Annotated in this window: 23 protein-coding genes; 13 read left to right on the top strand and 10 right to left on the bottom strand. The window is 57.1% G+C overall.

Annotated elements, in window-relative coordinates:
* Positions 1–93: 93 nt before the first annotated feature.
* From VHE34_RS02620 to VHE34_RS02590, 7 genes are read right to left on the bottom strand one after another with little or no spacing between them, the layout of a single operon-like run.
* Positions 94–3,303 carry a VCBS repeat-containing protein gene (locus VHE34_RS02620; protein WP_325584277.1) on the bottom strand — a complete coding sequence of 1,070 codons (3,210 nt, stop codon included), beginning with the start codon at positions 3,301–3,303 and terminating at the stop codon, positions 94–96.
* Entirely contained in the window at positions 3,269–3,757 is a 489-nt protein-coding gene (locus tag VHE34_RS02615; protein ID WP_325584275.1) for a peroxiredoxin family protein, read from the bottom strand. Before VHE34_RS02615 ends, VHE34_RS02620 begins: the two co-directional genes overlap by 35 nt.
* The gene (locus VHE34_RS02610) at positions 3,736–5,238 is read right to left on the bottom strand and encodes a glycoside hydrolase family 32 protein (RefSeq protein WP_325584273.1); all 1,503 of its coding nucleotides are present in this window, start codon (positions 5,236–5,238) and stop codon (positions 3,736–3,738) included. The genes VHE34_RS02615 and VHE34_RS02610 overlap by 22 nt, the downstream gene beginning before the upstream one ends.
* A gap of 1 nt (position 5,239) precedes the next feature.
* On the bottom strand, positions 5,240–6,994 hold the full coding sequence (locus VHE34_RS02605; RefSeq protein WP_325584271.1) for a RagB/SusD family nutrient uptake outer membrane protein: 1,755 nt from the start codon (positions 6,992–6,994) through the stop codon (positions 5,240–5,242).
* Positions 6,995–7,011: 17 nt separating this feature from the next.
* Positions 7,012–10,143: a TonB-dependent receptor gene (locus VHE34_RS02600; RefSeq protein WP_325584269.1), complete on the bottom strand. Its 3,132-nt coding sequence runs from the start codon at positions 10,141–10,143 to the stop codon at positions 7,012–7,014.
* Positions 10,144–10,163: 20 nt separating this feature from the next.
* A complete protein-coding gene (locus tag VHE34_RS02595) occupies positions 10,164–11,045 on the bottom strand; it encodes a carbohydrate kinase (RefSeq protein WP_325584267.1) in 882 nt (293 codons plus the stop codon).
* Complete coding sequence (locus VHE34_RS02590) at positions 11,042–12,367, bottom strand: sugar porter family MFS transporter (protein ID WP_325584265.1); 1,326 nt, start codon at positions 12,365–12,367, stop codon at positions 11,042–11,044. Before VHE34_RS02590 ends, VHE34_RS02595 begins: the two co-directional genes overlap by 4 nt.
* Positions 12,368–12,663: 296 nt before the next feature.
* Here VHE34_RS02590 and VHE34_RS02585 point away from each other — a divergent pair, with 296 nt between their 5' ends.
* The 3 genes from VHE34_RS02585 (at position 12,664) to VHE34_RS02575 (ending at position 16,636) form a co-directional block, all read left to right on the top strand.
* Positions 12,664–15,468, top strand: a complete 2,805-nt coding sequence (locus VHE34_RS02585; RefSeq protein ID WP_325584263.1) for a hybrid sensor histidine kinase/response regulator transcription factor — start codon at positions 12,664–12,666, stop codon at positions 15,466–15,468.
* A 77-nt stretch (positions 15,469–15,545) separates the two neighbouring features.
* A complete protein-coding gene (locus tag VHE34_RS02580; protein WP_325584261.1) occupies positions 15,546–16,283 on the top strand; it encodes a DUF542 domain-containing protein in 738 nt (245 codons plus the stop codon).
* A gap of 17 nt (positions 16,284–16,300) precedes the next feature.
* Positions 16,301–16,636, top strand: coding sequence for a 2Fe-2S iron-sulfur cluster-binding protein (locus tag VHE34_RS02575; RefSeq protein ID WP_325584259.1), 336 nt, complete (start codon positions 16,301–16,303; stop codon positions 16,634–16,636).
* A gap of 225 nt (positions 16,637–16,861) precedes the next feature.
* On the opposite strand, the gene VHE34_RS02570 is transcribed toward VHE34_RS02575, so the two are convergent.
* Entirely contained in the window at positions 16,862–17,539 is a 678-nt protein-coding gene (locus VHE34_RS02570; protein ID WP_325584257.1) for a hypothetical protein, read from the bottom strand.
* A 172-nt stretch (positions 17,540–17,711) separates the two neighbouring features.
* On the opposite strand from VHE34_RS02570, the gene VHE34_RS02565 reads away from it, so the two are divergent.
* The 8 genes from VHE34_RS02565 (at position 17,712) to VHE34_RS02530 (ending at position 23,366) form a co-directional block, all read left to right on the top strand.
* On the top strand, positions 17,712–18,155 hold the full coding sequence (locus tag VHE34_RS02565) for a YHS domain-containing (seleno)protein (protein ID WP_325584255.1): 444 nt from the start codon (positions 17,712–17,714) through the stop codon (positions 18,153–18,155).
* A gap of 2 nt (positions 18,156–18,157) precedes the next feature.
* Positions 18,158–19,768 carry a spondin domain-containing protein gene (locus VHE34_RS02560; RefSeq protein WP_325584253.1) on the top strand — a complete coding sequence of 537 codons (1,611 nt, stop codon included), beginning with the start codon at positions 18,158–18,160 and terminating at the stop codon, positions 19,766–19,768.
* A 79-nt stretch (positions 19,769–19,847) separates the two neighbouring features.
* The gene (locus VHE34_RS02555) at positions 19,848–20,726 is read left to right on the top strand and encodes a helix-turn-helix domain-containing protein (protein WP_325584251.1); all 879 of its coding nucleotides are present in this window, start codon (positions 19,848–19,850) and stop codon (positions 20,724–20,726) included.
* Positions 20,686–21,267, top strand: coding sequence for a sigma-70 family RNA polymerase sigma factor (locus tag VHE34_RS02550; protein WP_325584249.1), 582 nt, complete (start codon positions 20,686–20,688; stop codon positions 21,265–21,267). The genes VHE34_RS02555 and VHE34_RS02550 overlap by 41 nt, the downstream gene beginning before the upstream one ends.
* Positions 21,268–21,274: 7 nt before the next feature.
* Complete coding sequence (locus VHE34_RS02545; RefSeq protein ID WP_325584247.1) at positions 21,275–21,550, top strand: hypothetical protein; 276 nt, start codon at positions 21,275–21,277, stop codon at positions 21,548–21,550.
* Complete coding sequence (locus VHE34_RS02540) at positions 21,537–22,073, top strand: Crp/Fnr family transcriptional regulator (RefSeq protein WP_325584245.1); 537 nt, start codon at positions 21,537–21,539, stop codon at positions 22,071–22,073. Before VHE34_RS02545 ends, VHE34_RS02540 begins: the two co-directional genes overlap by 14 nt.
* 92 nt (positions 22,074–22,165) lie before the next feature.
* Positions 22,166–22,537 (top strand): hypothetical protein, encoded by a 372-nt coding sequence (locus tag VHE34_RS02535; protein WP_325584243.1) that lies wholly within the window; start codon positions 22,166–22,168, stop codon positions 22,535–22,537.
* Positions 22,530–23,366: a class I SAM-dependent methyltransferase gene (locus VHE34_RS02530; RefSeq protein WP_325584241.1), complete on the top strand. Its 837-nt coding sequence runs from the start codon at positions 22,530–22,532 to the stop codon at positions 23,364–23,366. Before VHE34_RS02535 ends, VHE34_RS02530 begins: the two co-directional genes overlap by 8 nt.
* Before the next feature lie 43 nt (positions 23,367–23,409).
* Here VHE34_RS02530 and VHE34_RS02525 read toward each other — a convergent pair whose 3' ends face one another.
* Both VHE34_RS02525 and VHE34_RS02520 read right to left on the bottom strand, forming a co-directional pair.
* Positions 23,410–23,865 carry a DUF4142 domain-containing protein gene (locus tag VHE34_RS02525; protein WP_325584239.1) on the bottom strand — a complete coding sequence of 152 codons (456 nt, stop codon included), beginning with the start codon at positions 23,863–23,865 and terminating at the stop codon, positions 23,410–23,412.
* 83 nt (positions 23,866–23,948) lie between these two features.
* Entirely contained in the window at positions 23,949–24,644 is a 696-nt protein-coding gene (locus tag VHE34_RS02520) for a DUF2461 domain-containing protein (RefSeq protein WP_325584237.1), read from the bottom strand.
* Between the two features lie 81 nt (positions 24,645–24,725).
* On the opposite strand from VHE34_RS02520, the gene VHE34_RS02515 reads away from it, so the two are divergent.
* A complete protein-coding gene (locus tag VHE34_RS02515; protein WP_325584235.1) occupies positions 24,726–25,466 on the top strand; it encodes a sulfite exporter TauE/SafE family protein in 741 nt (246 codons plus the stop codon).
* Positions 25,467–25,469: 3 nt separating this feature from the next.
* Positions 25,470–25,655 carry a DoxX family membrane protein gene (locus tag VHE34_RS02510; RefSeq protein WP_325584233.1) on the top strand — a complete coding sequence of 62 codons (186 nt, stop codon included), beginning with the start codon at positions 25,470–25,472 and terminating at the stop codon, positions 25,653–25,655.
* Positions 25,656–25,711 lie beyond the last annotated feature (56 nt).

Below are 25,711 nucleotides of genomic sequence, written 5' to 3'. Positions count from 1 at the left end.
CTTTGGCGACTTGACGAAGGAGGCGGACGAGGCGTTGAGGGCCCTCGGTGCCAAAGTTTATCCATACCATGAAGGCTTTATACGGGGGCAACATCAATGAGGGAAGGAGCATTTGAGGAGCCGTTCATTGTTTCGGGCGAGAAGCAGGAGGCGGCCGGCGCCTGTGCGGAGGAGTTTTGCGTCGCGCCATTCGCCGGGCTGCTGCGTGAGGCCGCCGATGGAGCGGAAGCCCTTATCGTAGGTGAAAATGGTGGGGTTGGCCGCGTCATAGCGGCCTTCGTAGGGTTGGACGCCGTAGAAGTTGCCGGCGGCGAGGTATTGGAGATCATTGATTGCGGCGAAGCTAAAGATGGGTGAGAGCTGGAGTTCGGCAGGAAGGTTTTGCGGGATGAATCCGCCCTGGCCGTTGTTGAAGAGGCAGAGGGAGGCGAGGGTATCGACGTGGAGGATGCGGGCGTCGTCGAGCTGGTTGCCGAAGAGGTAGCGGATGTTCTTGCCGGCGACCTCGTCGTAGCGGAGGTGGCTTCTTTTGAGGGCGGGTAGGGCGAGTTCGAGCTGATCTTTCCCAAGGAAGGGGAATTCTTCGCCGCCGATAAAATAGGTCAGCAGCTGTTCGACGGTGCCGTTGCCGTCGAGGTCCTTCACATAACAATTGAGGGGGCCGTCCTTGCCGGCGGCGAGTTTTGTGTTGAGGCCCCAGTTGCCGGCGAGGATATCGGGGCGGCCGTCGCCGTCGACGTCGGTGATTTTTACCGTTTGCCAGAGACCTTTGGGGCCAGCGGGTTGGGATTCCTGCAAGGAACCGTGGTGGTTGGTGAAGACCTTTATATTCATCCATTCGCCGGCGACGACGAGGTCGGGTGTGCCGTCGCCATCGAGGTCGGCGAAAGCGGCGGAGGTGGGGATGCCCTTTTCGGTAAAGAGGAGGGTTTGTTTGAAGCGGGCATGGCCGTCGTTGATCAATAGATACGATGGGGTTTCCTGTGCGCCGAAGCGGCCGGCCATCGCGCCGCCACCGACGAAGAGATCGATCGCGCCGTCGCCGTTGACATCGGCGGCGGAGACGCAGGATTTGTTGATGAGTATTTTTGGGAGTGGGGCTTCCGAGAAATGGCCGTGGCCGTCGTTGAGATAGAAGTGATCGGCGAGGGCGGAGTCGCCATCGGGGAGTTCAGCTCCGCCGGTGACGACGTAGAGGTCGGGATGACCGTCGCCGTTGGCATCGAAGAAGGTGGCGTCGACGCCTTCGCTTTGGCTGTTGCGGGCGAAGAGAGCGGTGTCTGTTGGGGTGAAGCTGCCATTTGCTTGTTGGATGAAGAGCGCACCGGGCTGGCCCCGGGCGCCGCAGACAAAGAAGTCATCCAGCCCGTCGCCGTTGACGTCGCCAACGGCGAGTTTTGGGCCTCGGGTGGATTGCATGTGGGGGATGAGGTATTGTTGTTTGAAGTCGATGTAGTTGTTCTCGTGGTGGCGCCAGGGGAGGGTTGTTTCGGTCGTTGGGGATTGTTGGTGCGGGATAGTGATGGTTGATGCTGCTTGTTGGCGGATCGTGATCGTTGTGTCGGCTTTTTGGTTGTATAGTACCTGACTGCGTTGGTTTGGCCAGATGATGAGGATGCTGTCGGCGTGGGTTGATTCGCCGAGGCCGAAATGCAGGCGGGGTTCGGTGGAGGATTCGAAGCCACGGGTGAGCATCAATTGTTGGTATTGGCGGGTTTTGCCGGTAAAGACATAGGCTTTTGTTCCGATTCCGAATCTGTTAGTCCCGTTGCCCGGGGACCGGGCAACGGAGGCATCGAAGACCAGGTTGAGCCAGTGTTTTTTTGGGGCGTGATTTTGCAGGATCACCGCGGGGCCTTCGAGGCAGTTGATGACGATGTCTTCATTGCCGTCGTTGTCGAGGTCGGCGTAGGCGGCGCCGTTGAAATAGCCATGGACGCCGGCCGTGCCCCAGGCGTCGCTACGGTCGGTGAATTGGAGCCTGCCGGCATTTTGAAAGACGAAGGGGTGTGACGAGCCATCGGGCATTTTCCCGGTCATTGCCTTTTGAAGTGCGTCGGGGCCGCCATACGATGACGGATCGCGGAGGTTAGCGAAGAAGTTGATGAAGTCGAGGTCGAGGGGGCGGTGGACGATGCCGCTGGAGATGAAGAGGTCTTTGTTGCCGTCGTTGTCGAGGTCGACGAAGAGGGGGCTCCAGCTCCAGTCGGTCGCGGAGATGCCGGCGATGAGACCGATATCACTGAAGCTGCGGCCATCGCCGTTGTTGTGTTGAAGGGCATTGCGGGAATACTGGTCCTGGTAGCCATTGGCGACGATCTTTTGCTGATAGACGTCCAGGTGTTCTCCATTGCCGTAGGTTTTGAGTGTCTTTTCGTCGCCCGGCAGCATATCCGCCGTGACGATATCCAGGTTCCCGTCGTTATCGAAGTCGGCGATGTCGTTACCCATGCTGTAGCGGCTGTAGTGGCGGAAATGGGCGGCGCCCGATTCGGTGAACGTGCCGTTGCCGTTGTTGATGTACTCAAAATCGTTTTCGTGGAAGTCGTTGCCGACATAGATGTCTTCCCATCCATCATTGTTGAGGTCGGCGACGGCAACGCCGAGGCCGTAGCAGAGGCTGCTGCGATAGAGACCTGCGGCGGCGCTGACGTCGGTAAAATGACCGTGGTCGTTGCGGAAGAGGCGTTCGCCGGCGTTGGGATCGAAGCCGCGGCGGCTGGCCGTGTCGGTGATATGCTGATTGGGGTGCTGGGATTGGTTGAGGATGAAGCAGTCCAGGTCGCCGTCGTGGTCGTAGTCGAAGAAAACGGCCTGGGTCGCGAAGCCGGAGAAGTCGAGGCCGTAAGCGGCTGCGCTGTCGGCGAAGGTCCCGTCGCCTTTGTTGATGAAGAGTTGGTTGCGGCCCTGGAAGCCTTGCATATTGGCGACTGCGCAAACATAGATATCGAGGCGGCCGTCGCCGTTGACGTCGGCCATCGTCACGCCGGTGCACCAATCGGAGCTGCCGGCCACGCCGGCGCGGGTGGTGATGTCTTCGAAGTGGAAGTTTCCCCTGTTGAGATACAGTTTGTTACCGCCTTTTGTGTTGGAGGTGAAGTAGAGGTCGGGGAAGCCGTCGCCGTTGATGTCGCCCGCGGCGACGCCGGCGCCGTTGTAGTAGTAGATGTAGCTGAGGATGCCGAGGCCGGGTTTATCGGGAAGCCGGTTGACGAATGCGATGCCGGTGGTTGCAGCCGGCAGGGATTCGAGCATGGGCGGATGCCGGTCACAGGCGGTGAAGAGCCCTAATATTCCGCTCAATCCTGAAAATAGCTTCCACATTGTCTTCATAATCGAGCAAGCGTTTCTCGGGTGAATATAGGAACATTGCCGGATACCGCACCGGCCGGAAACGGACCATGTTGCGGGCGTCGGGGTCGCGCAGCCACCGGGCTTTCAGGCGGGGGCCATATTTTTGCGCGAAGGCCCTGAGCTTCGGTTGGTCGGCCGTAGATACCATGTAGAGCGGCAGCCGTGCGAACAGGGTAGCCGAGTCGTTCATGTGGCGGACGGCCTTTTGGCAGTGTTCGCAGTCGACGTCGACGAATAGGATGAGCACGGGGGTGTTGGTTGGAAGGTTCGCGTTGGTGATCGTTCCGCCATTGGCCGTGAGGAAGGTGAAAGCCGGCAGGATTGGCGCCGGCGGGGCGGTCCCCTGCCCTGTCGCGTGTAGCGACAGGGCGAGGAGCAGCATTATATTTTTGACAGGTCCCATATCCTGAGATTTTTGAGCGTAGCGCTGCCGCCTTTCGAGAAGGCCGCGCAGCCGGTGGCGCCTTTGTCCGGATAGACATAGGTGGAGAGAACTTTTTCGCCGCCGTTGACAAAGACTTCGAGGGAAGACTTATCGAAGAGCAGCTCGAGGTGGATCTTTCCGCTGACGCCGCCGAGGGCGATGGTCTGCCGGATCCGGTCCGGCGCCGGGCCGGAACCCATCTTCGAGCGATCGACGAACAGTTCATGGCGGGCCGCGTCGTAGCCGATCAGCGTTTCGTGCTGACCGTCGGCGCTTCGGCCGATGCTGAACCCGGCGGTGGTGTTTGGCGTCACTTCGAGATCGGTCTCGATCCAATAAGCGTTATCGGCTTTTGCGGCGGACAGTTCGCTGGAGCCCTCGAACTGGAGGAGGCTTGTCTTCTTTGGCGCCGGGAGCGCTTTTTTCACGATGGAGGTGGGCGTTTGGATCAGCCGGAGGCCTTCGGCCGTGTGGCGGAGGCGCATATCGCGGGAGATGGACATCTGCCCGGTCCAGGGGAAGGTCTTCTGTTTGCCGGGGACCATCCAGCCGATCAGGATCTTCTGGTTGCCGGGCATATCGTTCCAGGGGATGGCGGCGTAGAAGCAGTCGCCTTCGTCGACAGGCAGGACGAGAGATGACGGGTTATCGTTGGTGAAGGTTTTGCCGTCGAAGCTGCCGATGAAATATTGCATGAACGTGCCCCGTGCGCTGCCGCCGGCCGAATTCATGAGCACCCATTTGGAGCCACCGCCTTCTACCGGTAGCTGGGTCAGCGAGGGGCATTCCCAGCCGGACCCGGTGAAACCCTGGGGCCCGAAGTCGCTGAGAACTGCCCAATCCTTCAGGTTGTGCGACCCGTAGAAGCGGACCTTGTGCTCGTTTGTCAGGACGACGCTCATCACCCACTGGTTCGAGGGCTTGTGCCAGAAGACGTTCGGGTCGCGGAAATCCCGCATGTTGAGATCGATGACAGGATTCTTTGCATATTGTGTAAACGTCTTCCCGCCGTCGTTGCTATAGGCGATCCATTGGGATTCTTTGTGGAGGTTGGGCTGGTGGCCGGTGAAGATGGCCACGAGGCAGCCGCTGCCCCCAGTGCAAAAACCACTTGTGTTGTGTTCGTCCCAGACGGCCGAGCCGCTGAAGATCCAGACGGTGTCCCCTTTTGCTTTGTCGATGATCTCGGGGATCGCTATGGGGTGGTGGTTCCAATGGAGGAGATCTTTGGAGGTGGCGTGGCCCCAGCTCATGTGGCCCCATTTGTTCTCGAAGGGATTCTGCTGATTGTAGAGGAGGTATTCGCCTTTTAGCCAGATCGGGCCGTTTGGATCATTTGTCCAGTTCTTTGTGGGCGTGAAGTGGTAGACGGGCCGCCATTGCGGGGTGGGTGTGTCACCCTGGGCCGGGGCGGCGGCAGTTAAACCCAGGAATGCGGCGGCAAGCATGAATCTGCGCATATTAGTAGCCTTTATTTTGTTTATACAATCCGTTGGTGAAGACGATCTGTTCCTGGGGGATCGGGAAGTATTCGTGTTTGCCCTTGGTGAACTGGGCATTGACGAGGAATGGATGTCTTACCTTTTCGATCGCAAAATAGTTGTTCATCACCTGATCTGCAATACCCCAGCGGACGAGGTCGAAGAAGCGGTAGCCTTCCATCGCGAATTCGAGGCGGCGTTCCCATTGGAGGGCTTTGAAGGCGGTGGCCTGATCCCAGGTGGGGACGTTGACACCGGGTTTGTAGACGTCGATGCGATAGTTGCTGGGATAGGTACCGTCGGTGCGTTTCACGAGGGGGCTGATAGCGGCGGCCCTGGCGCGGACCTGGTTGATCAGGGGGAGTGCGGCGTTGGGGTTACCCAGCTGGATGTAGGCTTCCGCCTGCATGAGCAGGACATCGTCGTAGCGGATCACGTCCATGTTCACGGAGGTGCCATAGAATGGTCCGAGCTTTTTGAAGCAGGGGCAGGTGGAGAGCTGGAGCTCTTTCATCGTGCCGAAGCCGCCATAGACGCCCGAGAGGCGTTCCCAGCTGTGTTCGTAGGGGATAGCCGCGTTGTATTTGTAGGGGTGTCCGGCGATGCCGACCGTGTGATCGAGGCGGGGGTCGACTCCGTTGGTCCAGAAGTCGATGCTGTCCTTCATTTCGGCGCCGGGATCGTTGAAGTGGGTGAATTCGGGGACGCCGTTGGCGTCAGTTTTGAACGCGTTGACCAGGTTCTGGGACGGGATGTGGAACGCGCAGCAGCCGTACTGGGGCGCGCCGGCGAAATAGTTGAGGCTGGTGGACATGCTGAGACGGCCGCCGATCGCCGTTCCGTCGTTGATGGAGTATTGGATGGCGAAGATGGATTCCGGCGAGTTATCATGCCCGTCGAGGAAGTTGTAGGCAAAATCCGTGTTCAGGTTATAGTTGCCGGAGCCGATGACATCCTGCAGGAGCGTGACCACCTGCTGGAGCTTTGCGGGGTCGACGCCTGTGACATTGTAATTATCGTCCTGCGTATAGGCATGATAGAGAAGGGCCTTGGCGAGATAGGCTTTTGCCGCCAGCTGGTTGGCACGGCCGGGTTCGCCGGGTTGGGTAGTTGGCAGGTCGGTGATCGCTGCCTGGAAGTCCGCTTCGATGTGTTGCCAGAGCGAGTCATTGGACATCGTGTTGGAGATCTTGAGGATATCGTCGTTGGTGGCTGTCTCGTCGAACCAGGGGACGTCGCGGAAGAGCATTTTCAGCAGGAAGAACATGTGGCCGCGGAGGAAGCGCATTTCGCCGATGCGGACCGTGCGTTTCGGGAATTGCGCGTCGGTGAGCTTGTCGAGCGCTCTCAGGGCGACATTGCAGCGGGAGATCGCGGCATAGGCCCTGATCCATGCGCCGGGGAAGCCGAAGTCGCCGAACCCGTTGTTATCCGGAGAGACGAGATAGAATTGTTCGTATCGGTCCATCTGGCCCTGGTCGCCGATGTCTCCGCCACCTTTGTAGGCGTCGTCGCTGCGGATGCTGCCCCATTCCCAGTTGCTGGTGATGGGAGCGTCCCACCAGTCGTTGGCAATGCCGGCGTAGGCGGCCGTGGCGAGACCGTCCACCGCGGTGGGGGTTGTCAGATCGCTTTGGGAAAGGGCGCCCTGGGGTTTGTAGTCGAGATATTTCTTACAGCCAAGGGAGGATAGCGCAGCTATCATCAGGAGACCGTATATCCATTTATTTTTCATATTGCTTTTTTAAGGTGTTAGAAATTTGCGTTGATCCCGACGGTCACCGAGGTGGGTACGGGCCAGGAGTTGAAGTTGGTGCGTTCCGGGTCTTTGCTGGTCAGCTTGCCCGATTTGATGGCGAAGAGGTTTTGTCCGGAGACATACAACCGCAGGCTTTGCAGGGCGGCTTTTGCCGCCACCGTTTTCGGCAGGGTATAGCCGAGCATCGCGTTGCGGAGTTTGAAGAAGCTGCCGTTGACGAAATAGTAATTGGAGGTCCGGCCTTCGTTGTTGAGGTTGAGCACCGTCAGCGCGGGTATGGACGCTTTTGTGTTCTGTGGCGTCCAGGCGCTGAAGACTCCCGGTCCGGCGTTAGTGTTCGGGGCGATGGTCGTGTTGAAGCCTTTTGCCGGGTCATAAACGGTCACGGAAGCGACTCCGCTGCCGAAGAGGGAAACGTCGAAATTCTTATAATCGGCCGAGAATCGGATGCCGAAGAGGAGTTTTGGCAGCGTGGTGCCGAGCCAGGTCTGGTCGAGAACGTCGACCTTGCCGTTGCCGTCGAGGTCATCGTAGCGGATGCGGCCGGGGGCGGCGCCGGGCTGGCTTGCGTGGGAGGACACTTCCTGCGCGTTCTGGAAGATGCCGTTGGCTTTGTAACCGAAGACCGAGTACTGGGAGTGACCGATGATACTATGGTTGGGGTCGCCCGGGTAGGCCGAGCGGACGTCTTCCGGCAGCTGGGTGATCACGTTTGAGAAATGGCTGAGGTTGCCGGTGACGGTGTAGTGAAATTTTCCGGCGGTGGTATTCTGGTAACTGAGGACGAATTCCCAACCCTTATTATTGATGCTGGCGCCGTTGAGCCATTGTTGCTGGCCTTCGCCCACGGCGGCGGCGATGGGCGGCTGGATGAGGATGTTGCTTGTGTTGCGGTTGAACCAGTCGAAGCTGCCGGTGAGGGATTCGTTCATGAACCCGAAGTCGATCCCGATATTCGTTTCCTTTGTCTGTTCCCATTTTAGGTTAGGGTTGCCGAGCTGTGTCTGAACGAATCCCGAGGGAAGGGTGCCGGTGTTGGTCCCGTTGAGGTCATAGGCGGTGCCGGTGTTGAGCCATGCCGGATAAGCGGGGTTGCTGGTACCGTAGTTGGATTGGAAGAGCGTGTAGGCAGAGAGGTTACCGATCGCCTGGTTGCCGACGATGCCGTAGCCGCCGCGGAGCTTCAGGTTGGACACCCAATGGACATTCCGGAAGAAGTCCTCGTTGTTGATGCGCCAGCCGATGGTGCCGGCGGGGAAATAGCCGTAGGGGTTGTTTGTTCCGAACCGGGAGGAGCCATCGCGGCGGAGGGTAAAGGAAGCCAGGTAGCGGTCGGCGTAGCCGTAGAAGAGCTTGCCGAACTGGGAGAGCAGGCGGTAGCCGGTGGCGCTGCCGGTGGTCGTCTGGGTGCCGGAGCCGGAGCCGAGCTGGAAGTAATCGAGATCCTGGAGTGCGAAGTTGGTAACGCTGCCGTTGAAGACCTGGTAGTCGTCGTGAACCGATTCTATGCCGCCGAGGATATTTAGGCGATGCTCGCCGATCTCGAGGTTGTAGTTGGCGGTGTTCGTCCAGGTGAAGGTGAATTCCTTGGCCTGCGTGAGCGTGAGACTGTTGAAGGATTGAACGGGGCCTTCGTTACCGATGAGGGAGATCTTCCGGCTGGGTTCGTCGTCGTAGTCGAAGCCGAAGCTGGTGCGGAGCACGAGCTTTTTGATGACCTCCAGTTCGGCGTAGAGGTTGCCGTAGAGCTGGAGCCGGTTGTTGGTATTCCAGCGGTTGAGATATTGAACATCGACCGGGTTATTGCGGTCCGTATAGCCGGGGCCGATGGGGCCGCCGTAGGTACCATCCGTCTTGCGCAGGGGGATGGTGGGGGCGAGGATGAGCGCCAGGGTGGGCGACCATGCGCCGCCGACATCTGTTGCCGAACCGACCTGTGTGGTGCGGGAGAGTTGGAAGTTCTCGCCGATCTTCAGGCGGTTGTTGAACCCGCTGACGTGCGAGTTGATGCGGGCATTGTAGCGGCGGTAGTACGTATATTGGAGCAGGCCGTCGTTGTTAAGATACCCGAAGTCCATGGAGACCCCGTTGCGGGAGTTGCCCGCGGCGATGCCGATGTCGTTTTGTGTGATCAGCGCCGTTTTATACAGTTCATTCTGCCAGTTGGTGTTGCCGACCGGTTCCAGCTGGCTACCGCCGACGAAGGGAGCGATGTTGACCTTATTGAGGACGGGGTTTGTGTAGTCGTTGTTCCAGTCGAAGGTGTAGATCTGATTGACGAGATTATTCGGATCGGTGCCATCGTTTACGGCGGCTCGCCAGAGCGCTTTACCGCGGTCTTCGGAGTTGAGCACTTTTTCCTGCCAGGGGCGTTCGGTTTGCCAGGTAGCGTTGGAGTTGAGGGAGACGTGCAACTTATCCCCGGCAGTGCTGCCATCCTTTGTCGTGACGATGATCACCCCATTGGAGGCGCGGGAACCGTAGATCGAGGAGGCCGAGGCGTCTTTGAGCACCTGGATGGAGGCGATGGTCGCCGAGTTGAGGTTGGCGAAGTCCTCGTAGCGGGTGGTAGGCACTCCATCGATGATATAGAGCGGATTGGTGTTTCCGAGGGTATTTACCCCGCGGACCAGGATCGTGGGTGGGTTGCCGTTGCTGCCGGTGGGTGAGCCGTCGGCGGCGATATAGAGACCGGGGACCTGGCCTTGCAGCGCCAGCATGGGGCTGGTGGTGGGGACGTCTTTTATGGCGGCCAGATTGACCACGGAGACGGCGCCGGTGAGGTCGACTTTTTTCTCCGATTTATAACCGGTGACGACGACCTGGTTAAGGTCGTTGATCCCTTCGATCATCGCGAGGCTGAGCTCGGTGGTGGCCGGCGTAACCTTCACCTGCAGGTTGTTCATGCCTACGTAGCTCAGGGTGATCGTCTCACCCGGGGAGGCGGGGATGGAGAAGTGGCCGGCTGCATCCGTCATCACCGACTTTGCCCCGGCATGGACGGTAACCCCTTCGAGGGGTTCTTTCGTGGTGCTCTTCACCACGGTCCCGGTAATGACCTTTTGCTGAGCGAAAGCCAGCAGGCTTAGGAGCAGCAATGGCAAAACAATCTGTACTTTTCTCATAATCGTTGAGTGTTTGTATTTTAATGCGCAATTAATTTCTGGACTTCTTCCACCCGGTATTCGGGGCAGGGGCCGCTGTAGCTGGCGATGAGTGCGCCCATGGCGCTGGCGAATTCGATGGCCTTGTCCGGCGGGGTGTTGTTGGCCAGCTGGAAGAGCAAGCCGGCGAGGAAAGCGTCGCCGCTGCCGACAGTATCTGCCAGATCGACCCGAAAGCCGGGATGTTCATAGAATTCTCCTTCGGTGGTCATCACCGAGCCGTGGCTGCCTTTTGTAACGACGACGGTCGGGATGTGGAACCGGTCCTGGATCGCTTTGATGCGGTCCCGTTCCGATCGATAACCGGAGAACCATCCGGTCAGCATTTCCAGCTCGCCGAGGTTGAGCTTGAGGAGTTCGGTGTGGGCCAGGAGGCGTTCGAGGATACAGCGGTTGTAGTGCGGGGGACGGAGATTGATATCCAGGACGCGGTAGCCGGCGAGGTCCTGGAGGCGGAACAGGAGGTCACGGTTGTTCACCGTGCGGGTACTGAGGCTGCCGAAGATAAAATAGCGGCACTGTTGGAGCAGGGGGGTGAACTGGTCGTCCCATTGGATATTGTCCCAGGCGACGGGTTTGACGATGTCATAGTGGATATCTTCGCCATCGCCGGGCATCGTCGTCACTTTGCCGGTGTCCAGCTCGAAGTCCATCTGGAAGAAGTCGATGGGGATGTCTTGTTTTTCCATCAGCTGGATCAGGCGTTTGCCATAGTTGTCGAGACCGACGCGGGTGATCAGCGCGGGGCGGATACCGAGCTTCCGGAGGTGGTAAGCGACGTTCATCGGTGCACCGCCGGGGACGACGTTGTCGGGTAAGATGTCCCAGAGGATCTCTCCAAAGCAGACGACGGGGTAGTTCATGTTAATGAGTATTCGATTTGTTCGAGGGACCTTCCTTTTGTTTCGGGCATGAGCTTCCAGACGAAGAGGAGCTGGATGCACATCATCACGCTAAAGAACAGGAAGGTGTTACCCCCGCCGGCCTTTTCGGCGAGATAGGGGAAGGAAAAGGCGATGATCGCCGCCATGACCCAGTGGGTGGCGCTGCCGAGTGTTTGCCCTTTGGCCCGGACGGGGTTGGGGAAGATCTCCGAGATGAAGACCCAGATGACGGCGCCCTGGGAGAAGGCGAAGAAGGCGATATAGATGAACAGGAAGACCGGCACCATCCAGCCGCTGAGGGAGGTGGCATAGAATGACCAGGCCACCATGGCGAGGGTGATGATGAGGCCGAAGCTGCCGATCAGCATGAGGGTGCGGCGGCCGACGCGATCGATGAAATTCATGGCCAGGAGGGTGAAGCAAAAGTTGACGAGACCGATGCCGGCGGTGGAGAGCAGGGAGGAACTTTTGCCCAGGCCGGTCATTTCGAAGATGCGGGGACTATAATAAATGATCGCGTTGATGCCTGAGACCTGGTTGAAGACCGCAAAGAGGACTGCGAGCATCACGGGTGTCCGATAGCGGCGGGTGAAGAGCGCTTCGGAGGAGGGCAGGTTTTTGTCGTTGGCGATGGCTTGCCGGATGTCTTGCAGGACCTGGCCGCCGTTCAGCGGGTCGATCTGCAGTAGTATCTTTTTTGCTTCTTCGACCTGGCCTTTGTGGAGGACGAGCCAGCGGGGGCTTTCCGGCACCCAGCGGAGCAGAAGGAGGAAGAGGGCGGAGGGGATCGCCTGGATGCCCAGCATGAGGCGCCAGCTGTGTTCGCCGGATTGACCGATGAGGTAATTCGAGAGGTAAGATACGACGATGCCGAAGACCACGTTGAACTGGAAGAGGCCGACCAGTTTTCCGCGGCGGCCTGCGGGGGCGATCTCGGAGATGTAGATCGGCGATGTTACGGAGGAAGCGCCGACCCCGATGCCGCCCATGAAGCGAAAGAAGAGGAAGGCCGGCCAGCTGGTGGAGAGCGAGGTGCCGAGTGATGACAATAAATAGAGGAATGCTATTATGTACAAAGTACGCTTTCTACCGAAGCGATCTGAAGGGATGGCGCCGGTGAGAGCGCCGATGACTGTACCGATGAGTGCGATGGATACGGTCAGGCCGTGTTGCAGGGCCGAAAGACTCCAATAAGATTGAATGGATTGTTCTGCGCCCGAGATGACGGCTGTATCGAAACCGAACAAGAAACCACCCAACGCGATGACGAGACTCCAGGCAAGAACTGTTTTTCCTCTCATATAGCAAGTTGTTTTCCGGGGGCAAAATAGGTGGTCGGGGTTTGGCGCCTTTCCAAAATCATTTCAACTTTTTGCGGAAATGGATGATGTAGTGAAAAAAGCAATCACTGTATTGGCAATTAATCGTTTATTGTCGTAAATTTATCCGGAACCATTATTCCTCTTTACAATCCTGCGTCAGCATTTTTTGGTTTTGTTACCCTTTGCCCTCAATATCCACTTCAATCTTCGGTTTTCGAAAAAGATTGATACGCGTTTGAAACCGTGTTTTGCCCGAAATCGTCAATTTTATCCGTATGATTGCCTTGCTAACTGCTACGTATCGGTATAACATTTATCGTCTTCTACTTCCTGTTGTTGTTTACATCGGTTGCATTCTTTTTTTGTCGGCTTGTTCTGGGGGGCGGGAGGAAAAACATTACCGGATCGGTTTTGCGCAATGTACGGGGACTGAGAATTGGAAGCGGGCGACGCGGGAGGCGATGGCGCGGGAGCTATCGCTGCATCCGGGAACCGAGTTGATCTACCGGAGCGCCAATGACAACAGTGAATTGCAGGTGCGCCAGATCAAGGACCTGCTGAATCAGAACATCGACATCCTGCTGGTCTCGCCGAACGAGGCCAAGCCGCTGACTTCGGTGGTGGAGGAGGCGTACAACCGGGGGATCCCGGTGGTTGTGATCGATCGCCGGACGGCGTCGGATCTTTATACGAGCTTTATCGGCATCAATAATTATGAGCTGGGGCGGATGGCGGCCGACTACCTGGCGAATTGTGTCCATGACACCGCCAATATTATTGAAGCCATCGGGCTGCAGGGGTCTACCCCTTCGGCGGAGCGGCAGCGGGGGTTTGAGGACCGGGTGCGGTTGAGGCCGATGATGCATATCAAGGCGAGGGTGTATGGCGACTGGCTGCAGGACAAGTCGACTGCCGCTTTTTTGAAGATAAGGGACCGGCTGGCGCCGGATGACGTCGTGTTTTCGCAGAACGACCCTATGGCGCTCGGCGCTTTTGAAGTTTATAAGAGTATGGGGATGGAGCGATCGGCGCGGTTCTTTGGGATCGACGGGCTTTCGGGGCCGGGTGGAGGCATTCAGCTGGTTGCGGATCATATCCTGCAAGCGACCTTCCTTACGCCTACCGGCGGGGAGGAGGCGATAAAAACTGCCTTTGCCATTCTCGAGAAGCAGCCTTTTCATAAGGAGACCATCATGCCGACGGTGGTGATCGACAGCACGAATGTGCGGGTGATGAAGCAGCAGACCGATCGCATCAACGACCAGACGCATGATATCGAGAAGCAATATGCGTTGTTGCAGGAGCAGCAGCGCATCTATCATAACCAGCGGAACCTGCTGTATATCGCGATCACGGCACTGGTGCTTGTCGGGATATTGGGGGGCATCGCGTTTTTTGCGTTGCGGAACAACCGGCGGATCAACCGGCGGCTGGCGGGTCAGAATGAGGAGATCTTATTGCAGCGGAACCAGTTGATCGAGATGACGGCGAAGGCCAAGGAGGCGACGGATGCGAAGTTCAATTTCTTCACGAATATCTCCCATGAGTTCCGGACGCCGCTGACGCTGATCCTGGGGCCGCTGGAGGACGTGTTGGCGTCGCCGAAGCTGCATTTTACGGTAAAGCACAACCTCCAGCTGGTGCAGAAGAACGCCATGCGGCTGATGCGGCTGATCAACCAGCTGATGGATTTCCGGAAGATCGAGGAGAACAAGATGAGGCTGGTCGTTTCGGAGAATAATATTACGGATTTCGTGACGGAGATCGCGGGCAGCTTCCACGAGATCGCCCGGCGGAAGTCCATTGGCTTCAGTATTGTCAGCCAGGCGAGGGATCTGCGGCTCTGGTTCGATGTGAATATCCTCGACAAGGTGCTGTTCAATTTGCTTTCCAATGCTTTTAAGTTTACCAATGAGAACGGCACCATCCATGTTTCGCTGACGGTGGACGGCGTTCGGGAGAGGCTGGTGATTGCCGTGCAGGATTCCGGGGTGGGGATGACGCCGGAGGAGGCCGATCACGCGTTCGATCTCTTCTACCAGGGGAACAAAAAGGCCTTCAAGGGAACGGGGCTGGGGCTGTCGCTGACCCAGGAGATGATCCATCTCCATCGCGGGACGATCACTATTCAGAGCGCCAAGTGGAAGGGGTCTACGTTTACGGTCACGTTGCCTTTGAGACGGGAGGACCTGGGGGAGACAGAGACGGCTACGGAGAAACCTCAGCTGCAGCCCAGTACCGAGGACATCAGTATCTATACGGCGGACATCCAGCCGATATCTTTTGCCGACGAACCTACCCTACCCTCGCGGCATAAGGAGCATTCGCTTCTGGTGATCGAAGACAATGACGATCTGCGGGTGTTCTTAAAACGGCGGCTTGGCAATCAGTATGAGCTGTATGAGGCCGAGGATGCGGCCACTGGGATCGCCAAGGCGTACGACCTTGTGCCCGACCTGATCATTTCCGATATTATCCTGCCGGGGGAAGATGGGCTGCATGTAACCGAGCTGCTGAAGCAGGATCTGCGGACCTCGCATATCCCGATCGTGCTGCTGACGGCGAAGGGCGCGATCGAGGACCAGATCAAGGGAATCAAGCACCGGGCGGACGCCTTCATTGTGAAGCCGTTCAACCTCGAGTATCTGGAGGAGACGATCAAGTGCCTGCTGAATAACCGGTCGGTGTTGCGGGAGCATTATACCAGCGAGCTGCCGTTGGAGGCGCGGCCCGGAATGGCGACGAAGGTGACGCGGAAGTTCGTCAATGAGTTCATTGCGATCGTGGAGAATAATATACCTAATGAGGATTTTTCGGTGGATGATATCTGCCGGGAGATCGGCATTTCACGGGTTCAGCTATACCGGAAGGTAAAGGCCCTGATGGGGTACAATGTGAATGATTATATTTCTACGGTGCGATTGCAAAAGGCGAAGTTTTTGCTGGCGGATATGCAATACTCCATTTCGGAGGTAGCTTCGCGGGTGGGGTATTCTTCGCAGGCCTATTTTTCGACGGTCTTTAAGTCGAAGTTCTCCATTACTCCTTCGGAATACCGGGAGAAGAAGCGGGGTAAATAGGATGGCGTTCGCTTAAATAAAAGACAAATTTGTCTTTTATTATTTTCGTCCTATCTTTGCCTGAAAATTGGATCACAATGAATATAGAGCAATGTACGGTTGGCGAGATCGTGGCGCGGGATGCGCGGGCGGCGGCCATATTCGAGCGGCATCAGATAGATTTCTGTTGCAACGGACATCGGAAGCTGGCCGAGGCTTGCGGGGAGGAGCGTGTGGGGCCGGTTGCCGGCGAGCTGCGGGAATTACTCGGTGGCGGCGTTGCCTGGGGCGGTGCTTTATCGGGCCGGCCGGCTATGGACTATGGCGCCTGGCCGTTGGATCTGCTGGCGGATTTTATCGAGAAGAAATATCATCGCGAGGCGACCGGGCAGATTCCCCCGATCCTTGGATATTTGGAGAAAATCGCCGTGGTTCACGGGGAGGCTCACGCGGAGTTACACCGGATCAAGGCGATCTTTGAGGAGAGTGCGGGGGAGCTGACGAAGCATATGAAGCGGGAGGAACTGATCCTTTTCCCGGCGATCCGGAAGATGGTGCAAACGGACAGCGTTCCGGAGACTTTTTTTGGACCGATCGCCAACCCTATCGGGGCAATGGAGCAGGAGCATGAAACCGAAGGAGAGCGGTTGCGGACTATGGCGCAGTTGAGTGATCATTATACTGTCCCTGCGGATGGGTGTACGACCTACCGCGTTTGCTATGGGTTGATGAAGGAGTTCGAGCAGGCGCTGCATTTTCACATCCATCTCGAGAACAACCTGCTGTTTCCAAAGGCTCTGGCGATGGCGGAGAAACTGGGGGCTACTGCGCGATAATGGGGACGGGCATACTGATGGCAGACCGAAATGAGCGCATACACCTCCGGGTGGTGGCGGGGGACTCGGTGCATGAGTTGGTGACCCGGCCGGGTGAATACCGGAGCCTGATGGCGCTCATCTACGACCGGGTGTGGGTCGATGGGTTTGGGGATTGCCGGGGGATGGGGCGATGCGGGACCTGCCGGGTGTTGGTTGACGGCGATCCTGGGGAATTGACGGGGATGGACCGGAATGAAACGGCGACGCTTAGTAAAGCGGGTCAGAGTGCAGGGACCGCGCGATTGGCATGTCAACTTGTAATCGACCAGCGGCTCAACGGGCGCACGATCACCGTGATGCTGGATCAATAAACCTGGCTTTCAATATTTTACAACGGTAAGGGCTATAATAACCGGAAGAAAAGGAACCAAAAGAACACAGCAGTGGCAGCGCCCAGGACGAAACTCAGGATCATTCCTCTAACGGTATAGGATTGCTCTTTTTTGTCTAATAGGTCTTGCATTCGGTGGTTTGCGGGGTTGTCGCAAAGGTTTAAACAAGATTAAAATTAGATTAAAAGAACAATAATCCAAAGTTTACCCCAGCTTTTCGACGAAAAACTTATCCCCATTTATCTCCCTAATTTTCAACAACTTAACAATTGATGCAGCGTTACTAAAGAGGACGATCGGAACGAGGACGCCGGGCAGCAAAACGTATGGAAAATGCCGGAGGGCGATATTGGGATGGTCGAAAGAGAGGTGTTGGAGGGGACCGGGGGCGGTGAGGACGCCATAGGCCACGGCATTAAAGAGCAGAACGATGCAGGCGAGGTTCCAGGTGATCAGCCAGCGTGTGGGCATGCGGTGACGAACGAACGCGAAATAATAGACCAGTGGGGCCGAAAGGCCGGACAGGATATCGAGGTTGCGGCCTTCGAAGGTCATGAGAATGGGAATGGCGTGGTAGCGGTACAGTTGGTAAAGCACGAACTCGACGACGATGCGGAGCGTGTGCAACAGGGTCAGGGTGGGAAGGTCCAGGGTGTGGATGAAGCCCCGGCCTTTTTTTGTTGCGAGGAAGGCGATGATGATCAGCATTGGGGGAATGGCCAGCAGGGGAAGGACCGGTGGGATGACTGATTCCAGGGCGATCCACGCTGCGGCGAAGATCAGGAGGACCCGGGAGCGGTTAGCTGCGCGCCAGAGGGTGAAGACTGCGGCCAGGACGCTGGCGCCGAAGAGAAGCGGGACGTAGACAGGCATGGTGGACATAGATTGCGGTTTCCTACAAAGTAAGATCGTGGTTGGGAGAGGCGGGTTGCCATATGGCAAGAAAAGGAAATCGGGGTAATGGATCGGGAACTTCGGGCATTTTCCGGGTATCGTTCGGTGTGCATTTTTGTGCGGTCAATTATTGGATCAAACAAAAAAACAAGCACTGAACATGAAAAAGACCATTACAACAGCGGTCCTGGCGTTGGGCCTGCTGATGGGCGCGAAGGCGCAAAAATCGGCTGTCTACATTGCGGATGGCAAGGCCATCAAAGGCTATGATCCGGTCGCATTCTTCACTCAATCCCGGGCCGTCAAGGGACAGGACAGCCTGCATTATGAGTGGCAGGGCGCGACCTGGTGTTTTGCCAGCCGGAAGAACCTTGAAAGTTTTACCGCCGATCCGGAAAAATATGCGCCGCAATATGGCGGGTATTGCGCTTATGGGACCGCGCAGGGTCATAAGGCCCCGACGCAGGTAGATACCTGGTCGGTGATCGACGGCAAGCTCTATTTCAACTACAACCTGAAGGTGAAGGAGAGTTGGTCGAAGGACCGGGCGACGATGATCCAAAAAGCCGACCAGAACTGGCCGGCATTAAAGGACAAGGAGTGAGCATGCAAAAGAAGATCATTCTATTCTGGATATTGCGAGTACTGGTTGCTGTTATTTTTCTACAGACCCTGTTCTTCAATTTCTCGGGCGCGGAGGATTCGGTATACATCTTTTCGACGTTGGGGATGGAGCCCTGGGGCCGGATCGGCACGGGTATTGTGGAACTATTGGCTTCAGTGCTTTTACTGGTCCCATGGACCACGGCGGCGATTGCGGCAAATTCGGGAGATCCCGTCAATTGGCCGGGAAGTATAGACATTGTCCCCGCCTCCCGTCCCGGATATTTTTGTCATACAAAATTGAACTATATGAATCGTTTTGCTAAGATCGGTTGGTGGCCGGCCCTTGCCGCCCTGCCTTTTGTCATGAGTGCCTGTAAGAAAGAGGGCCATCCCGGCGGCGGTGCGCCGCAGGTGGAAACGTTGACGGTCGAGAATGTCCTTCAGTCCCAGCCGCTTGTGGAATCGGGGACCTTCCAGGGAACCGGATCGCCGGCATTGATCCTGCCGGGTCAGTCGACGACTATCAGCTTTTATGCTGCCAAGGGCGAGGCGCTGAGCTTCGCCACGATGTACGGCTGGTCGAACGACCTGTTCTTTGCGCCGGCCAATCCAGGCATCCAGGTCTATGACAACACGGGCAATCCCATCGAGGGAGATGTGTCCGCGCAGGTACGGCTTTGGGATAATGGCACCAGGGTGAATCAAAAGCCCGGACCGACGGTGACTCATCCCGGGACGGCGGACAGCAAGAATATCATCGAGGTAAACGGAACCGATGCGCAGGGCAATACCTACCTGCCGGCCTCGCAGTTGGTGAAGGCGACGCTGAAGTACAACGGGAATTCCAATTTTACCCTGACGCTGCAGAACATCTCGGGCGGGACGGCAAACGAGACCCCGCTGAGTCCCGGGGTGTGGGCTGTGTCCTATATTGTCGGCGGTAATTTATTGGCCCCGACGCCCTTGTATACTTCGGGTCAACCGACGGCGCATGGTCTGACCAATATTGCGGAAATGGGGGACAATTCCCAGCTTTGGGCTTATGTCCAGTCGGTCACCGGCATTTTTACGCCGTTGTCGCCGATCCTGGTGGTGGTGTATAACGGGATCGACAACCCGATCTATAAAGTGGGCGAGCTGGACCGGGGGCAGGGTTTGAAATATCTCGCGCAGCGCGGTGTGGCCGATACGCTGGCCAACTATCTCAAGGGATTGAAAGGCGTGAAGAGTGTGTACATCCTGCCTGATCCGAGCTCGAAGGTGTTGTTGCCGGTGATCAACGGCCAGGCGGGCAGCAAGGTCTCGCAGCAAATCTCCGTCCTGAAGGGGGATAGGCTGGCGATCGCCACGATGTATGGTTTTTCCAACGATTGGTTCTTTGCGTCTACAGGAAACGGCGTAGACGCGACGCAGACCGGCGACCTGTCGTCCACCCTCCAACTATACAATGACGGAACCGCGGTGGATCAATTCCCGGGGGCGGGTGTGACCCAGTTCAACCTCGCGGGCACTCCGCTGACGGAGAGCCAGCCTATTTCGGTTGTTCCTAATCCCAACGCTTTCACCACTTTACCATCGATCCCCAATATTATCAAAGTATTCTTACAATAGTTTGTAAGGAAATCGGCCGGGCGTCTACCAAGGGGTGGGCGCCCGCGCTTTTTTGGGTGGCCCACTAAAAACATTGCATATGAAATGGCAGTATGAGGACCGAGCCACCCATGGGAAGTTCAGTATCCATATCGGCGATCCCGGCCTGCGGGGAAAGGGTTTGCTCGATGGCAGCCAGGAAATGGTCAATACGATCGTGTTCAACGCGGAGGAGGAGCAAAGGGTGACGATAGATCAAATCAGCTACCGGATGCCGGCGGGCGCCGTGTTGCCGTTGGTGGCGAACCAAAGCTTTTCATTCGAGGCGCCGGAGAAGCTTATCGCCTGGCAGTTCAACCGGGATTTCTATTGTATTGTCGATCATGATGCAGAGGTAGGATGTGTCGGATTTCTCTTTTATGGGATCCGGCATCCCTTTTTCATCCAGCCTTCGCCCGAGGAGCGGTGCTGCCTGCTGATGCTGAAGTCGCAGTGTATCGAGGACATGCAGGTCCGGGACAAGATACAGGGGGAAATGCTTCGTACGGTGCTGAAGCGGTTGATCATCCAGGTCACCCGGATCGCCAGACAGCAAGCGGAGGAGTATCGCGAGCAGGGATCGGACCGGATGGATATCATCCGGAAGTTCAACCTCTTGTTGGAGGTGCATTACCGGAGCCAGCACGAGGTGCAGTTCTATGCGCAGAGCATGAACAAGTCGCCGAAGACCCTGGCGAATCTATTCGGATTGTGCAACTATCCCTCTCCTTCGGAGCTGATCCGGAGGCGGATCCTTTTGGAGGCAAAGCGCTATCTTTATTTCACCGACAAATCGGCAAAGGAAGTGGCAGAGGAGCTGGGATTTGCCAGCACGGCCCATTTCAGCCGGTGGTTCAAGGCGGGGACGGGGATGAATTTCTCCGAAAGCAAGGTATGGCATGAAAAAAAAGCTATTTCAATCGGCGGCAGTCGCGCCTGACCCGAGGCAATGGGTGGGGCGGTATGCGGACTATTTGTATTCTTATGCGGTGAGCAGGCTGGAAGATGAAGAGCAGGCGCGGGATCTTGTGCAGGAGACCTTCCTGGCGGCGCTGGAGAAATTGGCGGATTTCAGGGGGGCCAGTTCCGAGCGAACCTGGCTGACGGCGATCCTGAAGTATAAGATCATCGAAGTATACCGGAAGAGGAATTCGGGGCTTTTGATGCAGCGCGTAGATCAGGGGCCGGAGCTGGAGTTCTTCGAGGCTGACAACGGTCATTGGAAGGAGGAGTTTGCTCCCCGGCCCTTTGGGGCGGAGATGGCTGATCCGACATTGCGTCGCGAGCTGGCGGCCATCCTGCAGCGGTGCATCCAGCGTCTACCCGCGTTGTGGCGGTCTATATTTTCGCTTAAGCATCTTGACGATGTAGCGACGGAGGACATCTGCCGGGACCTGAAAGTGTCGCCGGCGAATTTCTGGGTCATCATTCACCGGGCCAAGCTGAACCTCAGGGCCTGTCTTCAAAAGGAGGGACTTTAAAAACATCATGGGACCGATCAAAAAGATACAATATGATTGCCGCCAGGCTACCTACCTCATCGAGAAGGGGCAGCATAGCCGGCTGACGCTTGCCGAACGGGTGAAGCTGGCGATGCATTTATCAGGATGTTCGGTGTGCCGGTTGTTCCGGCAGCAGAGCCGGTTGATCAACCGGATGATGCGGGGATTGTTCCAGGCTTCTGCGTCGGGTGGGCATGTGCTGGATGAATCCGTCAAGCGGGAGATGCAGGAGAAAATAAATCGTTCTTATGATCAAAGATGATCCGCGGCGGGCCGGCTGGAAGAAATATCGTTCGTTGTGGAAGACGGAGGAGGCCGGTGCGCGGCATTTGCTGTTGAGAGAAGGGGAGACCTGCCGGAGAATGTATATCATCGACGAGGGGTGTGTGCGGTGTTGGTTCCTTCATGAGGGGAAGGAGATAAGTTTCCAGTTCTTCTTCGAGGGGGAGGTGGTGTATTGTTCCGAGAGTTTCCGGAAGAATATCCCGAGTCCTTACAGTATCGAGACGATCGAGCCGGTGAAGCTGCGTTGGCTGAGCCGGGAGGACATGGCGGTGGTGCGGCAGGATGCGGAGCTGTATCCTTATATCGTCGAGAACGCTGCCGACAAGCAGGCGGCGTTTATGCGGCATTTCTTTACCTATCTCCGGGATACGCCGCGGCAGCGGTATGAGAACCTGGTGCGGGACCAGCCGGAGATCGTGCGGCGGGTGCCGTTGCAATATATCGCCTCGTATCTTGGGATCACGCCGGTTTCCCTGAGCAGGATCAGGGGGAGGGGGTAAACTTTTGTCGGTCGGGGTCCGTTTCTTTACAATTGTATAGCGAGATATCGCGGGTGGGGGCGAATTTTGGGGAATTAACCAAAATGAGTCTTATGCAACTACTCCGGGTCATTCCCAAGATCTTTTATGCCGATATCCGCCAGGGACTGCAGCTTTTTATCGATACCCTTGGTTTTTCGGTGGGTTATTACGAACCTGATCCGCAACCTTTCTATGTGATCAAACGGGATAATGTCACGCTGATACTTTCACAGGATGCCGAGTTTGCTTTGAAGGACCGGCCGGAGATACGAATCGCCGTCGATGATATCGAAGCCCTTTATGGCGAGGTAACCGCGAGGAATCCGCGGATGCTGCATCCCAATTCCCCGTTGATCAAGACCCAGCCCTGGGGTCTGCGGGAATTCGCGCTGCGGGACGATTCGGATGTTTGTGTCATCATCCAACAGGACATCCATGCATAAGGATACCGGGAGTACAACGGCGGTTGGCGCGGCCATCTACCGGGCGGCGCACCAGCTGCTGGACGGCAGCGGGTTGTTGCTGCGCGACGAGGTGATCCTGAAGCTGCTGAACAAGACCGCCATCGAGCATATCCTCGAACGGAAGAGCGATTTCTTTTTGCCCGGCAGCATCGCCATGCGAACGCATATGGTCCTGCGCAGCCGGTATGCGGAGGACTGTCTTTACGAGGCTTATACCCGTGGCGTGCGTCAGTACCTGTTGCTTGGCGCAGGCGTCGATACGTTTGCCTGGCGGCGGCCGGTGTGGGCGAAGGACCTGCAGATCATCGAAGCCGATGAGTCCGTCAGCCAGGCGAATAAGCTCGAGCTGCTGCGTGTGGCCGGCCTTGCTGTTCCTGACTATTGTTCTTTTGTGCCGGTGGATTTGGAGACGGACGAGCTTACTACGGTGTTCGCCGGCAGCCGGCTTGACCGAAGCCGCCCGGTGTTCGTCTCCTGTCTTGGGGTGCTTATCTACCTGCAGCGGGAAACGGTGAGCCGTATCTTCCGGTGGCTGGGTGGGTTACCGAAGGGGAGTGAGTTTGTGCTGACCGCATCGCAGAGGCGTTGGAATCCGTGGTTCCTTTTTTCGGCGGCGAAGGTAGCGGCGGCGGGTGAGCCGTGGCTGACATATTTCACGCCCGGGGAGTTGGACCGGGAGTTGAAAGACTGCGGGTTTTCGGAGGTGCATTGGTTATCGCCGGAGGAGGCGAAGGAGCGATATTGGGCACATGGGGGGACATTGTTGCCGCCGCCGAGGAATAGCAGCATCGTCAGGGCGATCATTTGAGAAGGTCTTTTTGAAGGGGGGTGGTTAGCCCCCCGAATACCTATTAAAGTTGGCTCTTTAATTTTTTGCAGAGTCCCACGTGTTCGGTAAAGGCGAAGAGGGCGAGACCGGCGATGTGCCGGATCTCCTGTTCGTCCAGGGGTGCGCGGTCTTCGAAGCCGTCGATATAATCCTGAGCAAGGTCGCGGAGAAATTCATGATTGGAGAGCTCCGCCTGCATGTATTCAGCGGTGAATTCGGCTTCGCTCATTGCTTCGAGCCGTGCGAGGAAGGTTTTTGCTTCGGGGGTGATCGCCGGAGCGGGTGTGTCGAGGTCGCTGAGAACCTGAATGACGGTCGTGGCTTCCATGAGCTCCCATTCGGCGAATTGCCGGACATCGGGGTTGCCGGCTTTTTTGATGGCGATCTCGCTTGCGGCCTGGGAGAGTTGGGCGCGGGGCATGACGCCGTTACGGAATTGCGTTTCGGTGACGACGGGCGCCGTTGTTGTGTCTGACATGATTATTATTTTTTGTTTCACATCAAAGATCGGGTATCGTCCTGTCGATCGCAATGGACTATTTAAGGCCCTTGGTGTCTGTTTCATTGATCGGCGATCTCGCCGTTGGCGTCGGTACAGAGGATCATGCTCATGTGATCGAGGAAGGGGCGCATGCGGTGAAAGGCTTCGGTGGCCTGTTGCAGGAAGTCGGGGCTGTGGACTTCTTTGTCGGTGAAGGTCTTTATCACCAGGTATTGTTTATAACGGAGAAGATCGGCCGCGGGGTGGGCGGGATCGAAGCCGGCGGGCACCCGCTGGAGCTGTTCGCCTTGCAGGGTTCCGAAGGCATCGACGAATTTCTTTGCCGTGATGATCTTTCGAAGGGGGCGGTCGTCGAAGGCGATGTCTTCGCGGATCAACCGGAGATCGGGCGCGGACGGTCCCCAGAAAGCGCCGGTGATCCGGCTGTTGCCCGGTTCGAAGTGATAGTAGTAACCGCCGCGGCGTTGGCGGCCGGCCCGTGTGAAGTGACCGCCCCAATAGATCTTGTAGGGAGATTTATCCTTTGAGAAGCGGACGTCGCGATAGATGCGATAGAGGCTTTTTTTGCCGGAGGGGGTTTCGAGGCGATCGTGGGTATTGAGGCCGGCGAGGAGGCCATCGGCGAAGGCTTCCAGGACGGCGAGGTTCCCGAGATATTCTTCTTTGTGCGCTTCGAACCAGGGGCGATTATTATTCGCTTTGAGGGACTTCAAAAAGGAAAAGGCGGAGCGGGGGATCGTAACGGTATTTGGCATTTCGTGCAAATTTAGGGGGTATGCCTGATACCCATGAACCAGTTCAAGTTTTTTGTCGGCCAGGGCTATTAACTTTGGCCGATGATCACGACGGCGATAGTCCTTATCAGCTTTGTTGCGACGCTGGTCCGGTCCACTTTTGGGTTTGGGGAGTCGCTTGTTGCGGTTCCTTTGTTTGTGCTCTTTATCCCGCTGGAGGTGGCGGTGCCTTTGTCGGTGCTGATCTCGGTGCTGGTGGCGCTTGTGGTGGTGATCCAGGATCACCGGGATATTCATCTGGAGAGCGCGAAGTGGCTGATCGTCTACGCGGTACCCGGCATTCCATTCGGCTTACTGATCCTATTGTATGGCAACGAATATTGGGTGAAGATCGTGCTGGGAGTGCTAATCGCCGGGTACAGTGTCTATATGCTCCGGGCCAGGAATGTGTTCCGGCTCGAGGCCGATAGCCGGGGCTGGCTGTTTGTGTGCGGGTTCCTGTCGGGTGTTTTGGGTGGAGCGTATGGCGTGAATGGACCGCCGCTAGTGGTATATGGGAATTTGCGGCAGTGGAGTGCGAAACATTTCCGGGCGACGTTGCAGGCGTATTTCCTGCCGGCGAGCCTGATCGGTGTTGCGGGTTATGCGATGAAGGGTCTGGTGGGGCGGGTGGTGCTGAGCGATCTACTGATCTGTCTGCCGGTGGTGGCGCCTACTATCTTTTTGGGAAGGTATCTCAACCGGAAGCTGGCCGGATCGGCCTTCTTTAGGTATGTGTATTGGGGACTGGTGGGGATCGGGTTGTTGCTTGTAGTGTTCACTATTGTTGGAATAAAAAGTTGAAGTATGATCAATGAGCGGAGACAATCGGCGGCGGCGCTTGCGTTGCGGCTGATCATCGGGTTTGGGTTTATGGCGCATGGCTGGGCGAAGATCAGCCGGGGAACGGCAGGTTTTGAGAAGCTGTTGGCGCAGGAGGGGGTTCCATTCGCGCATTTGAACGGGATGGTGGATGGGTTGCGGCGACGATGAAAAGGCGCGGCACCATGTGGATGCGGGTGGCGGGGCTTTGCCCGATCATCCGGATC

The sequence above is a fragment of the Puia sp. genome (genome assembly GCF_035546395.1).
Taxonomy (GTDB): domain Bacteria; phylum Bacteroidota; class Bacteroidia; order Chitinophagales; family Chitinophagaceae; genus Puia.
Note: the sequence above shows the minus strand (reverse complement) of the source record. Positions and strands in the feature narration are given on the sequence as shown.

What these genes read in the sequence shown, in the direction of transcription:
- VHE34_RS02615 (WP_325584275.1), bottom strand. Translation starts at nt 3,757, where the DNA reads ATGGGACCTGTCAAAAATATAATGCTGCTCCTCGCCCTGTCGCTACAC.
- VHE34_RS02610 (WP_325584273.1), bottom strand. Translation starts at nt 5,238, where the DNA reads ATGCGCAGATTCATGCTTGCCGCCGCATTCCTGGGTTTAACTGCCGCC.
- VHE34_RS02605 (WP_325584271.1), bottom strand. Translation starts at nt 6,994, where the DNA reads ATGAAAAATAAATGGATATACGGTCTCCTGATGATAGCTGCGCTATCC.
- VHE34_RS02600 (WP_325584269.1), bottom strand. Translation starts at nt 10,143, where the DNA reads ATGAGAAAAGTACAGATTGTTTTGCCATTGCTGCTCCTAAGCCTGCTG.
- VHE34_RS02595 (WP_325584267.1), bottom strand. Translation starts at nt 11,045, where the DNA reads ATGAACTACCCCGTCGTCTGCTTTGGAGAGATCCTCTGGGACATCTTA.
- VHE34_RS02590 (WP_325584265.1), bottom strand. Translation starts at nt 12,367, where the DNA reads ATGAGAGGAAAAACAGTTCTTGCCTGGAGTCTCGTCATCGCGTTGGGT.
- VHE34_RS02585 (WP_325584263.1), top strand. Translation starts at nt 12,664, where the DNA reads ATGATTGCCTTGCTAACTGCTACGTATCGGTATAACATTTATCGTCTT.
- VHE34_RS02580 (WP_325584261.1), top strand. Translation starts at nt 15,546, where the DNA reads ATGAATATAGAGCAATGTACGGTTGGCGAGATCGTGGCGCGGGATGCG.
- VHE34_RS02575 (WP_325584259.1), top strand. Translation starts at nt 16,301, where the DNA reads ATGGCAGACCGAAATGAGCGCATACACCTCCGGGTGGTGGCGGGGGAC.
- VHE34_RS02570 (WP_325584257.1), bottom strand. Translation starts at nt 17,539, where the DNA reads ATGTCCACCATGCCTGTCTACGTCCCGCTTCTCTTCGGCGCCAGCGTC.
- VHE34_RS02565 (WP_325584255.1), top strand. Translation starts at nt 17,712, where the DNA reads ATGAAAAAGACCATTACAACAGCGGTCCTGGCGTTGGGCCTGCTGATG.
- VHE34_RS02560 (WP_325584253.1), top strand. Translation starts at nt 18,158, where the DNA reads ATGCAAAAGAAGATCATTCTATTCTGGATATTGCGAGTACTGGTTGCT.
- VHE34_RS02555 (WP_325584251.1), top strand. Translation starts at nt 19,848, where the DNA reads ATGAAATGGCAGTATGAGGACCGAGCCACCCATGGGAAGTTCAGTATC.
- VHE34_RS02550 (WP_325584249.1), top strand. Translation starts at nt 20,686, where the DNA reads ATGAAAAAAAAGCTATTTCAATCGGCGGCAGTCGCGCCTGACCCGAGG.
- VHE34_RS02545 (WP_325584247.1), top strand. Translation starts at nt 21,275, where the DNA reads ATGGGACCGATCAAAAAGATACAATATGATTGCCGCCAGGCTACCTAC.
- VHE34_RS02540 (WP_325584245.1), top strand. Translation starts at nt 21,537, where the DNA reads ATGATCAAAGATGATCCGCGGCGGGCCGGCTGGAAGAAATATCGTTCG.
- VHE34_RS02535 (WP_325584243.1), top strand. Translation starts at nt 22,166, where the DNA reads ATGCAACTACTCCGGGTCATTCCCAAGATCTTTTATGCCGATATCCGC.
- VHE34_RS02530 (WP_325584241.1), top strand. Translation starts at nt 22,530, where the DNA reads ATGCATAAGGATACCGGGAGTACAACGGCGGTTGGCGCGGCCATCTAC.
- VHE34_RS02525 (WP_325584239.1), bottom strand. Translation starts at nt 23,865, where the DNA reads ATGTCAGACACAACAACGGCGCCCGTCGTCACCGAAACGCAATTCCGT.
- VHE34_RS02520 (WP_325584237.1), bottom strand. Translation starts at nt 24,644, where the DNA reads ATGCCAAATACCGTTACGATCCCCCGCTCCGCCTTTTCCTTTTTGAAG.
- VHE34_RS02515 (WP_325584235.1), top strand. Translation starts at nt 24,726, where the DNA reads ATGATCACGACGGCGATAGTCCTTATCAGCTTTGTTGCGACGCTGGTC.
- VHE34_RS02510 (WP_325584233.1), top strand. Translation starts at nt 25,470, where the DNA reads ATGATCAATGAGCGGAGACAATCGGCGGCGGCGCTTGCGTTGCGGCTG.